Raw genomic sequence first — 15861 nt, forward strand, 5'->3', positions numbered from 1 at the left:
AATGCTTTATGCCTGGCGCATTGGGATTGATACACCGGATTATACTGCAGATAACATGACTGGCGAAGGAGCAAAGTGTACCGGCGGTCGTTGGAATAGAAAAGGCACAGCGATGCTTTATGCATCATCAAGTATCGCCTTAGCCTGTTTAGAAACTTTAGTTCATATCAATTCTTTTAGTTTGCCGCTTAACCGCTATCTTGTGCGTATTGATATTCCTGCTGAGGTTTATAAGTGCAGGCAGATCATTAATGCCAAAGATCTTGAGATCGGCTGGGACGCTGTGCCAGAGGGCAAGATTAGTATAGATGTTGGCCAGCAATGGATCGCAAGCATGGCAAGTGCGGTATTACAAGTCCCCTCGGTAATAGTGCCCGAGGAGTTAAATGTTCTTTTAAATCCTGCACATCCTGACTGCAGCAAAATAACCGCGAGCAAAATTCGTCGTTATCAATATGATCCACGCCTTAATTTCTAGCCAATATGACCTATATAGCTAACGGCGAGATCATTTTTTAACAGTGTCGCAAAATGCGACATTGTTAGTGTGTCATTTTGCGACATCGCTCTTTTCTACTCGTCAACTCAAAAATAAAAGCGTATATATTTTGACACATTAGGGGGCGGCCCAGATTAGCACGAAGTTTGCACAGACAAACCATCTAAGTGTTGGGCTAGCGCCTAATTAAGGCAAGGGCAGTTTTAAGCAGCTTATGCGCAGATACTGCTAAGAGAGGTTTTAAAAATGAACACCAAACGTCACGTTTTCAATGTCATCCCGAACGCAGTGAGGGATCTTACCCTCTGCATTAAACAAATGATATCGCGAATATTTTTATTAATACTAACTATAATTTTAACCACCAGCTGCATTAATGATAACAACACGGCGGCGGCTGATGATGATGGTTTTACCTGTGATCAATATCGGCGCTGCAGTTCTGAGGGCTATGTATGCAATTATAGTGACAATATGTGTATTCGCATCGCCTTATGCGAGGCCCAAGGCAAAGTCGCCGCTGATGGGTCGTGCCAAGTGTGTGGTGATGGTTATAAAACCGGCCTTGAAACTTGCGATGATGGCCCCGAGGGCAGTGCTACCTGCACGATTGCGTGCACCACTTCGGTTTGTAATGATGGTATTATCAATATAAAAGCTGATGAAGAATGTGATGACGGTGTGGCCAACGGCAAAGAATATGACGGCTGCACAAAAGAGTGCAAAATAGCGCCGTTTTGCGGTGATCATGAAATCAACGGCCCCGAAGTCTGCGACGACGGTCCTGGTAATGGTGATAATTGGACCTTAACCAAACACTGCAAAAAAGATTGCAGCGGCTTTGCCCCATATTGCGGCGATAAAGATATTAACGGCCTTGAAAAATGTGATGATGGTATTGCTAATAGTGATGAGTGGTCACTTTCTCCGCATTGCAATGGATCTTGTTCAGGCGGCGCAAATTATTGTGGCGATGGCAGCGAACAAAGTTTGCAAAAGTGTGATGACAACGATGCGTGTACTACAGATAGTTGTATTAAAGATGTTGGTTGTCAGAATGTATTCGACGCCGCCATTTGCAACAAGTTAGCTTTTGTCACCCAACCTGAGGCCGAACAGTTTCGCTCAGCCCCTTGGGCGCCGTTTTCGGTGGCGGTGTTAGACACCCATAATAATATAGTTAGTGGAGCTAATGCCACGGTTGCTTTAAGTGTAACTAGCGGTAGTGGCAAATTAATTGGTAATCAAACAGTAGATGCAGTTAACGGTATCGCCACTTTTAACGATATAGCATACGACACCCAAGAAGATGGGGTTAAAATTAGCGCGAGCGTTCATCTAATTGGCCAGGTTGAAAGTATACCAGTGAAAGTGACTCATTCATCTTTGGCAATGGTGTCCTCGGGTAATTTACACACCTGTGCAATTACTAAAGCAGGTGAATTGTGGTGTTGGGGCAATAACTATAATGGTCAATTAGGTGATGGTACTTTTGAAAATAAAATAATTCCTGTTCGCATAGGTAATGAGTATTGGCAATTCATTACTACCGGTTTCTATTATTCTTGTGGAATAAAAAAAGATCATACTTTATGGTGCTGGGGTAAATATGGCGAAAATTTAGGATTAGATAATGAAAATAATACAGATGTAAATACCCCAAAGCAAGTGGGCTCTGATAATAATTGGCAATCAGTAGTTGCTAGCAGTTCTCATACATGTGGGTTGAAAAATAATGCTGAACTATGATGCTGGGGTGATAATTCTAGCTATCAACTTGGTATCGATGAAACAATAAGATATACGAATAAACCAACTCGCATAATTAGCGATAATAGGTGGCATGCTGTTGCCATTGGTAAAGATTTTACCTGTGCAATAACTGATACTAATGAGCTTTGGTATTGGGGCAATGAATGGGATATATACCCACAGGGCTGGTACGCAACTACATATAAAGTTCCAACCAAAATAAGCAATAAAAATAATTGGCGATCGGTTTCTTCATTTAATCAGCACGCCTGTGCCATAAACAATAATAATGAATTATGGTGTTGGGGAGCAAATGATTATGGTCAATTAGGTGCCGGAACAAAAGAAGTCGAGACATTTGCAGTACAAGTAGAGCGAAATATAAATTGGCAATCAGTGTTTGTTGGTTTTCGTCAAACCTGTGCTATTAGTAATAATAGTACTCTTTGGTGTTGGGGCAATAATTTATTAGGTCAGTTAGGTGTTGGTGACAATATTAATACAAACAGACCAAAACAAGTTGGTAGTGATGCAGATTGGCAAATGGTTTCAATCGGTAATCAGTCTGCTTGTGCTCTTAAAAAAGATGGTATGCTTTGGTGCTGGGGAAAACCTTATATTAAAGGTGATGGCCTAATTTACTCAGCGAATTCTCCTGTGCAAATTGGTACAGCTAAAGACTGGCAGCAGGTGGCAGCCGATGGTTCTTCTGTTTGCGGTATTAAAAATGGTGGTGAATTATGGTGTTGGGGTAAAAATAGCTGGGGTGAATTTGATTATGCAACCTATAAACAAGTGCCAACAAAAATCGGTAGTGATAATAACTGGCAATCAGTATCAGTTTTTTATGATGCGACATGTGGTATTAAAAACAGTGGTGAGTTGTGGTGTTGGGATGATAATAGCTATTATGGTCGTCTTGGTTTAGGCAGCGATATTGAGTATTTTAAATCACCACAACGAGTAGGTACAGCTAACGATTGGCAGTTTATAAAAATATCTTATACTAATGCTTGTGGATTGCGAAATGGTGGTAAATTATGGTGTTGGGGTGATAACCTCTCTGGTCAATTAGGTATTGGCGGTAATGATTTAAACACACAAAAAGCGCCAAAATTTGTTAATGGCACCTGGAAATCAGTCGATATTGGTTTGTCGTTTGTTCAAAGTAGTTGCGCAATAAATTCAAGCGATGCATTGTATTGTTGGGGTAATGGTTTTAATCCTAATTATAACGATTATGAAAATGTAGCTATCAAAGCACCAAAATTTGTAGATTCAAATTTAACTTGGCTGTCAATTGCTGTTGGGGATGAAATATTTTGTGGTATTAAAAATGATGCTACTTTGTGGTGTTGGGGTTATAATAGCTATAAAGATATATTTATTAATAAGCCAACTATGGTTGGTACCGATAATAATTGGCAAGACATTATATTAAAAAGCACATCTGGATATATGTTAAAAACTGACAACACAATGTGGACAATTAATTGGGGTGAAAATCATTTTGATAAAATTAGTCAATTTGGCAGTGATGCCGATTGGCTTTCTTTATCAACTGAAGGTGGCCCATGTGCGATTAAACAAGACCACTCACTTTGGTGTTGGGGTAATAATTATGTTGGCCAATTAGCTAATGGTAAAGCCTGGCTTGAATCGCCGGTTTCGATTGTGATCCCATAATCAAGTTTATCAACTTAATACCGTCTGGTTTACTGAGCCGCAGTTAGTTACCGCGCCGTAGTAATAATTTGCGCATTTTTCACATTATGATTAAATAATTTTTGTTGTTGTTACGTCACATAGGCTAAGGTCGAGGCATTGGTGTGCTAAAAATTCTAAAGATATTGTGGTAACTTATTGAAATAATTAAAAGATCGCCAAAATATTTAAGGATTAATTAGTGCAGGTTGTCGAAAACTGACTTTCGTTGTAGTGTGCAAAGATATAAATTCTTTGCTTTGAGCAAAAGTAGGAGATAAACCGTGAGGAAAATTCTTTCTCTATCAGTAATTTCATTGCTGGCAGCATGCGGAAGTTCATCGAGTATTAAGACGACTGATCTTCCTGAAAACAGCGAAAACTGCCCCTATGGCGGCGTTCAGATTGATTCTGGCGGCAAAACCACCATCATCTGTAATGGTGCAAACGGTACTGTCGGCGATGATGGTACCATGGGCTATTCGTCACTTATTGAACGAACAGTTTTAGCTACCGGTGATGCTAACTGCGAAGCCGGTGGTGTGATGATTGTATCAGGTATTGACAACGGCGCTGGTGAAGGTGGTGTTGCTAGTGATAGTATATTACAAACCGGTGAAATAGTTGGCGACCCAACTTATGTATGTAATTTATCTTCGAGCGAGAAAGTTGGCTCATTAGATCCACCAAGCACCGCAGATGGTACTGCAGCGATAACTACAAATGGTGGTGAAGGCCAGGGCACAGCAACATATGATGATGGTGTTAACCCTGTTGAATATGCAGGTTATGGCGGTAATGCTGGTGGTGTTGATATCAAAATGGTTACTGGCAGCAATGGCGGCCATGTAAAGGTATTTAAAAATACTATTCCAACCGCGCCAACTGTTGCTGTACCAAGTAAATCTGATTTTAGTTTTGGTAAATTACCAACAGTTTTTGAGAAAGATGATAATGAGGCTGCTACTAATTGTGTTGTAGACACTGATAATAGTAATACAGGTGTATCGATTACTGGCAGTGTTGTTGCATGGCAAACCAGTACAGGCGCTTGGGCATGCGCACAGTGCGATAATGTTAATGGCGTAGATTGGCCATCAGCTGCTGCTCAGGCAATTTATATAAAAGCTAATTGTCGTGTAAAAATGGCAAATATAACATATAATATTCTTGGTAGCTGTGTTAATGCAGGAAGAATTACAAGTACTGGCAATAACTTTACACTTAATTGTCAAGATTATTATGGTACTAATACCTCATCAATAGATTCATCAGGTTTACTCCAAGGCAGTGTTGCTGAGGCTGGTGGTAATATTAATATTAATACAGCATATTCATTTTATAATTCAGGTAGCATTGTGCTTTCAGCAGACGATCCAGCCAATAGCAGCTCTACCGATGCTAAAGGTGGCAATTTAACTATAACGGCTACCAATGGCTCTATTTATAATGCTGGAGCAATTACCTCTATTGGTAGTAACCCCATAACAAATAGTATTAACGCAGCTTCAGGTGGTACAGGTGGTGATGTTACCCTCGCTGCAGCATATCATTGCTATAATTCTGGCGCTATTACAACTGATGGTGGTCCTTCTCCTAGTAGTTTAGAAAATGGTTTACAAGCAGGTGGTGACGCTGGCGCAGTTAAATTGTTAGCTGGCGGCGATTACACAATAGCATCGCAAGATTATGTTGGTACATTATTAAACACTGGCGCTATTAGTGCCAAAGGTGGCCAAGTATCAAGTGGATGTAGCGTTCAATCAGGCGCAGGTGTACTACAAACTCGTTGCGATGCAGGTAATGGTGGCAATGTTCTTTTTGCTGCGGCCAATGGTTCTCTTACAAGCACAGGAACAATAGCAACTACCGGTGGCAGTACCATAACTGCAGCTGATTTACGCAATGGCGGCAATGGTGGCACGGTAGACTTTATTGTCGTAACTAATCACAATTCACCTATATCCACGGCGAATATTTTAATACCTTCAGGTAGCATTACCATCTCTGGTGCAATTGATACCAGTGGTGGCAGTGGTTCTATCGGTGGTGATGGTAAAAAGGTTACTGTTAGTTTAGATCCGGGCTTATTACCAAATGGGCAAGAGATAGTGCTTTATGGCTATACTTCGCTTGTTGCCAAGGGTGGCAATGGCAAAATGGCCGAAGGTGATAACAGTGATACGTTAACCGATTATGGCAATGGCGCAGCAGTAAATATTAGTACTACTTATGGTACGCTTGCCAACAGCAACGTTAAAACCCCTGGTGGTGCTGTTATTAACTATGCCAATATTGACACTCGTGGTGGTAGTGTAACACCAGCAACCAGTCTTACTGATACAGATCTAGATGTTGGTCTTGGTGGTAAAGTTTCATTAACAACGCAACAGAATTCTTACTTTGTTAATACTAGCGATACAGAATATGAAGTCGCTAAAAACTATGGTTCTATTACCACTACCGGTGGTAGTTGTGTTGGTGGTACAGGTATAAGTTGTCAAGCTCGTGGTGGTGACGCAGGTTCTATCGGTATTTATGGGCGTGCTGGGGTAAACAATGATGCGAATGTTACGTTTACCGCAATGGGTGGTGGTTCTACTGATGGTATTGCCGGTAATGGCGCTCCGGTTTCAATAGGTTCAGATGATGGCCTGGTATATAACAGAGTTGACATCGTTACTTCAGGTGGTGAAGGCGCTAATGGTGGTGATGCAGCCAAGATTCTCTTGGTTGGTATGTCTTTAGATAGCAATGCAGATCTTAATGCTGCCGGCGGTAACGATGGCGGTGATGGCGCTAATATTGAGATACTTTCACTATCAGGCTTTAGTACTGCTCGTGGTACTATGATTGCTACCGGTGAAGGCACTGGTGCCGATGGCATCATTACTAAAGATGGTCGTGTAGAAATTAGCAATTAATTTGGTTTGCTAGTTAGTTATTAATACATATAACCCCACCAGTAGTTTAAGCAGTTTTTAAGTTACTGGTGGGTTTTTTTATTTTATGGCATCTTCATATCCACGCAAAAACGCCAAAACGGCAGCACGGTTACTTTGCCTTTAGAAAAATATTTTTCACCGCTATGTACTTGAAATATACGCGGTATATTAAGGCGTTCGCTAAAGTAATGGGTAGCTTGACTAATAGGGCGCTCACCGGTTTTACACTCAACCGCAAATTCAACTTGGCTATCACGTAAAACAACAAAATCAATTTCACGTTTATTAGTATCGCGCAAAAAACGCAATTCCATTTTATAACCTTCGGTGTCCTCAGTATAATGACAATATTTTAAGAGTTGACTTGCAACAAGATTTTCAAATCTTGCCGCGGGGTCTTTAATAGCTGACCAATCCCATAAATATAGTTTTTTTTCTTTTTTTACCGCGCGAATACGCGGTACGCCATAGGGAGCAATTCTAAAACAGATATACATATTTTCTAAAATTTGCAGCCAGCGCTCAACCGTTTTATGGTCAACTTCTAAATCTTGTTTTAAATTGGCAACCGATAAAGGTGAGCCAACTTTTTCTGGTAAGAGATCAACAAGATGTTCAATAAGACTAGTTTCTCGTACTCGTTCTAAATCACGCAAATCTTGGCGAATAACTCGTGATAAGCGGTCACGTTGCCAAATACGATGTTCAGTTTCATCTTGCAATAAAAAAGGCTCAGGAAAGCCGCTAAAACGACTTAATAAATCAAGTTCTTTTGCGCCTGGATTATTATGTATTTCTCTTAAAGATAGTGGGTGCAAGCGAAAATAGCGATAACGATTAGCCAATGAATCGCCACCTTTGCGGTAATAATCTAATCTTGCTGAACCAGTAACTATAAAGCGACGAAAAGATTTTTCGGTGTCATACAAACCCTTAAGCAGGTTACGCCAATGGGCATATTTGTGGATCTCATCAAAGATTAATAGCGATTCGTTAGCGGGCAATTCACCTTTGCGTAAGCTTGGAGCTACGCGGGGATCATCCCAATTTAAATAAGCGGGATGGCGTTCGTTTGCAGTAGGGCCAAGTAAACCAAGCGCTAATGTGGTTTTTCCGACTTGGCGTGGTCCACCAATAAAAATCATCTTATTTAAAGATAAGGCTTTATTAATGCCTGGAAGAAGGTAACGAGTAACGTGCATAAAATGGACTATAGTCTATTTTAGTAATGAGTAAAATGGACTGTTGTCCATTTTGGTCATTTTTTAGTGATATGCGGTATTGTTTACAAATGAGCCACTTGCAAAAGTCACTACAAAGCAAATTCTCGTCACTCCTGCGAAAGCAGGAGTCTATAACTAATTGATATTGCAGAACATTATGGATTCCCACTTTCGTGGGAATGACGGTATTTTTATTATATTTGTTAAATGCCTCGACTTTTGCAAGTGGCTCAAATATGCTGTTTTATTCTTGTTTTAAATATTACATGTAAATATAATATTTATATGCCGCAATTACATTTTTCAATATCTTCGCAACTGGCGCAAATCCTTGAAGAAAAAGCCAGGACTGCAGGTGTTAGTCTTTCGAGTTATTTGGCAAATTTAGTGCAAACGCAAATTAGCAATAATTGGCCAGTCGGATATTTTGAACAAGTAGTTGGTCGTTGGTCAGGTAGGCCGCTTGAACGGATGCCACAAGGCAATTTTGAAGAACGAGAGTTATTTTAATACAATCGCCTAATCGCAGAGATGTGTAGTGCAATCAGTGGGGGTAGAATGTATTTGCTAGACACCAATGTATGTATCAATATTCTTAATGGAACTAATGAACCACTGCTTGAAAGAATGCGTGAGCATAACCCTTCTGAATTGCGACTATCTGTTGTAGTTAAAGCGGAATTGCTTTTTGGTGCACGCTATAGCAATCGCCCTGGTGAAAATTTGGCCTTATTAACCAAGTTTTTCAAACCATTTATCAAAACCCGCCGTTAAACCTCGTCGTTCAGGACGAGGATATAAGGCGGATGTTAAATTTTCATTTACTGATTTTCAACATATTGTTTAATTTTTTCCAAGGGAGCGCCTCCACAAGAAGCTGCGAAGTAGCTTGGTGACCATAACACTTTTTTAAAATACTTCTTAGCAAGTGATGGTACCTCACGTCTTAAAACATATGATGAAACACCTTTTAAGCTATTTACTAATTTTGCAATCGATATTTTTGGTGGATAAGAAACAATTAAGTGCACATGGTCTGCTTCACCATTACACGCATTTAATGTGCATTCATAATTAGCACAAACATCAGAAAATACTCTTGCACAACATTGCATTACTTTTTCGTTAAGGATTCTTCGCCTATATTTTGTCACAAATACTAAATGTACTTTTAAGTTAAATACGCAATGTTTTCCGTGCTGTATATCGCTTGACGCACTCATATTCCAAACGTATTGTCTATCTATGCTAGTGCGCAAGGTTTTTAAATATCGGCTAAAGATTAAAGATAAAACCATAGAAGCCAAATTGCAGCAAACTGCTGGTTGCGTGCGTTTTGTGTGGAATAAAGCATTAGCTCTGCAAAAAGAAAGGCTCGACAATAAACAGTATACTCTTAACTATAACAAACTTGCAGGCGAGCTTAAAAACTGGAAAGGCCAAGCCGATACAGCATGGCTTAATGATGTTCACTCACAACCTTTGCAGCAAAAGCTTAAAGATTTAGCTAAAGCTCTTAAAGAAGCATTTCAAAAAACTAATCCAAAGCAGTTTCCTCGCTTTAAGAAAAAAGGCCAACACGCCAGCTTTCGCCAGCCTCAAGGCTTTAAAATTAATGGCAATAGAGTCTATCTGCCAAAGATAGGTTGGGTTTTAATGTTTAAGAGTCGTGATATTGAGGGCACTGCAAAAAATATCACAGTTTCTCGCAAATGCTGCAACTGGTACGTATCAATACAAACCGAGCAAGAGGTGTTAAAACCAATACATCCTGCAAAATCGATGATTGGTATTGATATGGGTGTTGCACGGTTTGCTACCCTTTCAGATGGTAGATATATCGAGCCATTAAGTAGTTTTAAAAAGCTTGAGAAGAAGCTAGCTAAATTGCAGCGGCAGCTAGCACGCAAAGTAAAGTTTTCAAGTAACTGGAAAAAACAAAAGCAGAAAATATCCAAGCTTCATATTCGTATTGCCGATGCCAGAGTTGATTTTTTACATAAGGTTTCAACTAATATCAGCAAAAACCACGCTATGATTGTAGTTGAGGACCTTAAGATTAAAAATATGAGCGCATCGGCTAAAGGCACTAAAGATAATCCAGGTCGTAATATAAAAGCTAAAGCTGGATTAAATAAGCGTATATTAGACCAAGGTTGGTATGAGTTTCGAAGGCAGCTTGAGTATAAACAACTATGGCGTGGTGGTCAGCTCTTAGCAGTACCACCAGCATATACTAGTCAGCGCTGCTCTTCTTGTGGCCATAAGGCTAAAGAAAATCGTAAAAGCCAAGCTGTATTTAATTGTGTTGCCTGCGGCCATAGTTCAAATGCTGATTTAAATGCTGCCAAAAATATTTTAAGGGCGGGGCACGCCCTATTAGCCTGTGGAGATACTTCGCCTGTTGTAAGGGCGTCGGCCCAGGAACCCCTAGCAGCTTAATTGCTGTTAGGAATCCTCGGTCTTTAGGCCGAGGAGGATGTCAAAAGTCTACCATTCGATGATAAGTGCGCTGAGCAATATGGCCTAATTCGTGCGGATCTCACCCGTACCGGCACACTCATTGGCCCTAACGATATGATGATTGCCGCGACTGCCAAGGCAAACAATCTTATTTTAGTTACACATAATACCTCAGAATTTTCACGGGTTATTGGACTACCAATTGATGATTGGGAGATTGAGGGCAAAATATTATAGGAACATTTTATAAAATTATACGCACTGATATTGTTAAATTATACGATTTAATCGTATAATTAAACAATGTGGATACCGAGAATAATCGAAGCGCGGTTATTGAATTCAGTGGCAACTCGACCAGCAATAGTACTAACAGGCGCACGTCAAACCGGTAAAACATCAACTTTGCGTCGTTTGTTTGGCAATTATAATTTTGTTTCACTTGATTTACCCACTGAGGCTGAACTTGCTGAAAAAGAGCCGCAAAATTTTTTTAACCGTCATCCCTTACCGTTGATTGTTGATGAAGTACAATACGCCCCCAACATTTTTCGTCATTTAAAATCTATAATTGATGAAAATCGTAACGAATATGGTCGCATTTTGCTAACCGGTTCACAGAAATTTAATTTGATGAAAGGAGTATCTGAATCTTTGGCGGGTAGATGTGACGTAATAACTCTTGAGACGCTCTCATTGGCTGAAATACAGTCAACCTTACCTAAATTAGATTTGCTAACCGTAATATTGCGTGGTGGTTTTCCAGAGTTATATGCAAATTTAGAAATTGACGTAGTTTCTTTTTATAACTCATATCTAGCCACCTATTTAGAACGCGATGTACGGGCACTTACGATGGTAGGTAGTTTGCGCGATTTCGAGCGTTTTGTAAGAGCATGTGCATTGCGCTCTGGTAATTTGCTTAATAAAGCTGAATTAGCACGTGATATCGGTATTGCACCTTCAACCGCGAATCAATGGCTTTCAGTGCTTGAGGCTTCAGGCCAAGTGATCTTACTTGAACCGTGGTTTTCAAATAAAAGTAAATCTTTGGTTAAAAGCCCAAAGATTTATTTTGCTGATAGTGGGCTTTTATGTAGTTTGCTCAATATTCGTAATCAAACAGAATTAATTAATTATCCAGCGATAGGTGCGATTTGGGAAACCTTTGTGTTTGCGCAACTTAGGCAACGTGAGCAGATGGCAGGTAGAAAAAATAGCTTATTTTTTTATCGTGATCGTGTACGTGAAGTTGATTTTGTAATTTCAGCTGCAGGTGAATTATCTCTTTTTGATGCCAAATGGACTGAATTACCGGATAATCGGGATGCAGCGAATTTAATATATACTAAAAATATATTATCAGATGAGCAGGTGATTGGTGGTGGTATTATTTGCCGAACGCCAGTCGGTGTTCTGCTGATAGATAATTTTCGGGCGATATCAATTAATGAAATTTTTAATTAAATAGGGCGTGTCCTAATTATGACCAGGGTATTTTAGTTTTGAGAATATTTGTTTGTTTCTTAACTAATGATTTGGAGGGTTAATAATTTCGTTAATAAAAGGCACTATTTCATTAGGGATAGTTATATTTAATTTATTAGCGATTGCTTGATTAACCACCAAATTAGTACTAATAGGTGGTTGCATACCGATTTCTTTTAAAGATTTATTAGATTCAAGTATCACTCGGGCAAGCGCCGCAGCTTGATTACCAATTTGGTGTAAATCGATAGATACTGACATTAGGGCACCGGCACGGGCAAATTTGTCTGAAAGTGAAGTAAACAATGGTAACTTGTATTTAAAAGTTAAACGCTGCAAAAAATAAAACATTTCGGTGTTCATGATAAATTTATCATTGGCAAACCAAACACCATGTATTTCATGGGCATACTTGTCGATAGTTAAACTAATTTGATCTTGATTGCTAATAGCTACCGGAATTATTTCGATACCCAATGATTCAACCTGTTTTTTAGCTTCAATTATTGAAGAGTTAGGATGGTTTTGCTGATAAAAAGTAAGCACTTTAGCTAAAGATGGTAACATCATTTTAAATTTAATAAATTCGGTTAGCGGCGGAGTTTCTACTGAAATACCAATAAAATTAGGATAGTTATCAAGATCATAAGATTTATAATCCAGCACCATGGCAAATAAAACCGTAGTATTGTTAATGTATTGTTTTGCCCATAGCGTGGGTTCGACGCCAATAGTAAAAATTAAATCTGGTTGGTATTGGTTAATTGCTTTTGTCAAAGCTGTTTCATTGGTGGAGTTACAAATAGCATAAGTAGCAATAGTTGCATCGATTTGAGATGAGAATTGCTGTGCAGCATACAAAGTAAAGCTATGTGATTTATTGAGAACAATTGCGATTTTTGGGTTACCGGCTTGTGTCGCTAATTTTACCTTTAGAGGTTTAATGCTATGAGCACAACTAATGTTGAACAGTAAAAGCAAACAAGGGTAAAAAAATAATTTTATAAGATTCCGCATTTTTACATGCCTTCCCTAATTGAGGTGTTGAATTTTATAAAATTATCAAATCCTAAAAGCGCCAAAATTTGCTTACCGAGGTCATTATTTTGCATATTTAAAAAGGCATCAGTTAATTTATTTACTATTTTTATATCATTGTAGTTATTTACCGAACAAAGCAGTGACCGAAGAATAGGTTTGGTGGTCCCAAAAACAGTTAGCTGTTTAACGGCCGAGGGGTTGATTTTTAATAATACCTCGAAACTTTGATTGGTAACTAACGCAATATCAACTTGATTAAATGACAATGCTAAAAGGGCATCAATATCTTTGCTTACCGGTAAAATAATGGTGTTTTGTATATTGAAATTGCTAGTGTCAATTAAATTAAAAACATATTTAGTGTTGCTATTAATATTAGAGGGAATGCCTGATACAGCGATGGTTAATTTGCTAGATTTTTCCAGAATATTGTTAGTATTTTTTACTAAAACTTTTTTATAAAAGGCAGAATTGTCAACGCTAGGTACCAATAGCGGAGTAATTTTGTGTAAATTATTTATAGTAGAAAATAATTTAGAATTTATTATAACAAAGCCTGGCCGGTCTTGGTTTAATAATTTTTCGAAATCATGTTGATTTTGTAGGGGTACGAAATTAAATGAGTTATCTATTTGAGATAAGTATTTATTCAATAATTCTGTGGCTTTTATTAAAGCAACATAATTAATATCTGGATCAAAAAAATAAATCTGACCTAGGTTATCTTGTCTAGCGTTAGCATTTAGGGGTAGTAAATTAATAATTAGAAAACATAAAATAATATTACAATGTTTGATCAATGATGGATAGGTTGACGCTATTTGATATAAATTTTTCAACGTATAATCCTCGTGATATTGAAACCTAAGTAATATTTAACATACATAGCAAAGATACTTAATATTTACTACTCACATTTAATTTGATTAAATATCAAAGGACCAATCGCATTTTTAGTATTTTCATGTTCAATTAATTTTATAGTTTGTTCATTAGGGCCTGGTTTAGCAAAAAGAAAACCTTGTGCATAATCACATTTAAGTTGTTGTAGAATTTTTAATTGCTCGATAGTTTCAACACCTTCGCCAATAACTGCGAATTTTAAAGTATGAGCCATTAAAATCACCGCTTGCACAATAGCGGTTAAATTCTGGTTGGTATCGATATCACAAATTAATGAGCGATCGATTTTAATAATGCTTAAAGGTAATTTTAATAAACTACGGTAAGAAAAATAGCCGCTGCCAAAATCGTCAATGGCTAGAGCAACACCTAAATTGTGGATATTATGAAAAATATTGATCAGAGATGGATCAAGGCGGGTCATTAAACTTTCAGTAATTTCTAAAGTTAAGCAATCACTACCGAGATCAAAATGCTTTAAAATATTAGCAACAAAATCGTCAAGACGGCGAACGCATTGACGATACGAAATATTAATGAACATTTTAGCCCAGGTTGCGCCGCGGTGATGCCAATCTAATAAATCTTTACAGGCATGTTCTAAAACCCAATTACCGATAGGTACAATCATACCCGATTCTTCAGCAATAGGAATAAAAGAACCAGGAGGTATTAATCCACGTTGCGGATGTTGCCACCGCACTAAAGCTTCAAAACCATAAATAGCACCATTGCTTAAGTTAATAATAGGTTGATAATGAAGGAGAAATTCATCACGATCAAGAGCTTTGCGCAAACCCACGTCAATGGTTAAACGCAACAAGGTATTGCTAGTCATCGATTGTTCAAATACAGCGAATGTATTTTTACCTTTGACTTTTGCTGCATACATCGCAGCATCTGCATTTTTTAATAAGGTTTCACGATCATTGCCACTATCTGGATATATTGCAATACCAACACTAACGGTGGTGATAATTTCACGTTCACCAATGGTAAGTGGTTTTTCGAGCATGGCGATGATGCGTTCGGCAACGGTAATAGCTTCATCCACTCCACGTAGCTCGTCTAAAAGTATGCAAAATTCATCACCGCCAAGTCTTCCCATAGTAGTTGATTCATGAGGGTCGAAATGACGTGAAACCGAATCACTTTGACGCACACAAGATAAAAGCCGCTTGGCAACAGCACATAAAAGCTCATCGCCCATTGAGTGGCCTAAAGAATCATTGGTGGTTTTAAAATCATCGAGGTCTAAAAATAAAACTGCTAGTACGCGATGATAACGTTGAGCATGCAATAATGCTTGATCAAGACGGTCATTAAATAAACGGCGGTTTGGAAGTTTGGTTAATACATCGTAATAGGCCATAAAAAAAATTTGGTCTTGGGCTTGTTTTTGGCTAATGGTATAGCGGATGGTTCGTTCAAGCGAAGTGGCGGTTAACTCAGATTTAATTAAATAATCGGCGGCACCAGCTTGCATAGCTTCAATATCGACATCGTGATTGCCCTGACCAGTAAGAAATATAATAGGTGTACGTAAACTTGCTTGATTGGCCAATTTAATTAGTTCGATACCAGAATTTGCCCCAAGACGATAATCAAAAATCAGTAGGTCATATTTATTTGTAAGAAATGATTCATGTGCTTGGTTAAAATCAGGTATCCAATCGATAGTAAAGGATATGTTGCTAATTTCATCTAAAATAGATTTGGTGAGAAAATAATCATCTTCATCATCTTCAACTAGTAAAATATGTAGATTCTTTGGAAGTAAAGGAGAGTTTGGTTGAGTTGGCATGAATTGGTAATCCATAAAAATTCCTCATGCATTTAATTT

The 15861-nt window shown here is 38.4% G+C and carries 13 protein-coding genes and 2 pseudogenes; 10 read left to right on the plus strand and 5 right to left on the minus strand.

The window, feature by feature from the left end:
• Position 1 precedes the first annotated feature (1 nt).
• The 5 genes and pseudogenes from JW841_06015 to JW841_06035 all read left to right on the plus strand — a co-directional run bounded on the left by JW841_06015 (position 2) and on the right by JW841_06035 (position 6879).
• Positions 2-478, plus strand: a complete 477-nt coding sequence (locus JW841_06015) for an RES family NAD+ phosphorylase (protein MBN1960483.1) — start codon at positions 2-4, stop codon at positions 476-478.
• 267 nt (positions 479-745) lie between these two features.
• Entirely contained in the window at positions 746-2248 is a 1503-nt protein-coding gene (locus JW841_06020) for a hypothetical protein (protein MBN1960484.1), read from the plus strand.
• A 33-nt stretch (positions 2249-2281) separates the two neighbouring features.
• Positions 2282-2380, plus strand: a pseudogene (locus tag JW841_06025) (hypothetical protein).
• A gap of 267 nt (positions 2381-2647) precedes the next feature.
• Positions 2648-3937, plus strand: coding sequence for a hypothetical protein (locus JW841_06030; GenBank protein MBN1960485.1), 1290 nt, complete (start codon positions 2648-2650; stop codon positions 3935-3937).
• 302 nt (positions 3938-4239) lie between these two features.
• The gene (locus JW841_06035; GenBank protein MBN1960486.1) at positions 4240-6879 is read left to right on the plus strand and encodes a hypothetical protein; all 2640 of its coding nucleotides are present in this window, start codon (positions 4240-4242) and stop codon (positions 6877-6879) included.
• An 83-nt stretch (positions 6880-6962) separates the two neighbouring features.
• On the opposite strand, the gene JW841_06040 is transcribed toward JW841_06035, so the two are convergent.
• Positions 6963-8045, minus strand: coding sequence for an ATP-binding protein (locus tag JW841_06040; GenBank protein MBN1960487.1), 1083 nt, complete (start codon positions 8043-8045; stop codon positions 6963-6965).
• A gap of 363 nt (positions 8046-8408) precedes the next feature.
• Between JW841_06040 and JW841_06045 the strand changes: the two genes are divergently transcribed.
• Both JW841_06045 and JW841_06050 read left to right on the plus strand, forming a co-directional pair.
• Positions 8409-8633 (plus strand): hypothetical protein, encoded by a 225-nt coding sequence (locus JW841_06045; protein MBN1960488.1) that lies wholly within the window; start codon positions 8409-8411, stop codon positions 8631-8633.
• 48 nt (positions 8634-8681) lie between these two features.
• Positions 8682-8897, plus strand: coding sequence for a type II toxin-antitoxin system VapC family toxin (locus JW841_06050; protein ID MBN1960489.1), 216 nt, complete (start codon positions 8682-8684; stop codon positions 8895-8897).
• Between the two features lie 47 nt (positions 8898-8944).
• Here JW841_06050 and tnpA read toward each other — a convergent pair whose 3' ends face one another.
• Positions 8945-9346: an IS200/IS605 family transposase gene (tnpA, locus tag JW841_06055; protein ID MBN1960490.1), complete on the minus strand. Its 402-nt coding sequence runs from the start codon at positions 9344-9346 to the stop codon at positions 8945-8947.
• A 22-nt stretch (positions 9347-9368) separates the two neighbouring features.
• On the opposite strand from tnpA, the gene JW841_06060 reads away from it, so the two are divergent.
• The 3 genes and pseudogenes from JW841_06060 to JW841_06070 all read left to right on the plus strand — a co-directional run bounded on the left by JW841_06060 (position 9369) and on the right by JW841_06070 (position 12053).
• Entirely contained in the window at positions 9369-10565 is a 1197-nt protein-coding gene (locus JW841_06060; GenBank protein MBN1960491.1) for a transposase, read from the plus strand.
• A 45-nt stretch (positions 10566-10610) separates the two neighbouring features.
• A pseudogene (locus JW841_06065) lies at positions 10611-10823 on the plus strand (PIN domain-containing protein).
• A 66-nt stretch (positions 10824-10889) separates the two neighbouring features.
• Complete coding sequence (locus JW841_06070; protein ID MBN1960492.1) at positions 10890-12053, plus strand: ATP-binding protein; 1164 nt, start codon at positions 10890-10892, stop codon at positions 12051-12053.
• 63 nt (positions 12054-12116) lie between these two features.
• Here JW841_06070 and JW841_06075 read toward each other — a convergent pair whose 3' ends face one another.
• The 3 genes from JW841_06075 to JW841_06085 form a co-directional block, all read right to left on the minus strand.
• A complete protein-coding gene (locus JW841_06075) occupies positions 12117-12935 on the minus strand; it encodes a hypothetical protein (GenBank protein MBN1960493.1) in 819 nt (272 codons plus the stop codon).
• A gap of 158 nt (positions 12936-13093) precedes the next feature.
• Positions 13094-13954, minus strand: coding sequence for a PhnD/SsuA/transferrin family substrate-binding protein (locus JW841_06080; GenBank protein MBN1960494.1), 861 nt, complete (start codon positions 13952-13954; stop codon positions 13094-13096).
• Positions 13955-14022: 68 nt separating this feature from the next.
• A complete protein-coding gene (locus tag JW841_06085; protein MBN1960495.1) occupies positions 14023-15837 on the minus strand; it encodes an EAL domain-containing protein in 1815 nt (604 codons plus the stop codon).
• Positions 15838-15861 lie beyond the last annotated feature (24 nt).

Source organism: Deltaproteobacteria bacterium (genome assembly GCA_016931625.1).
Classification (GTDB): Bacteria; Myxococcota; XYA12-FULL-58-9; order XYA12-FULL-58-9; family JAFGEK01; genus JAFGEK01.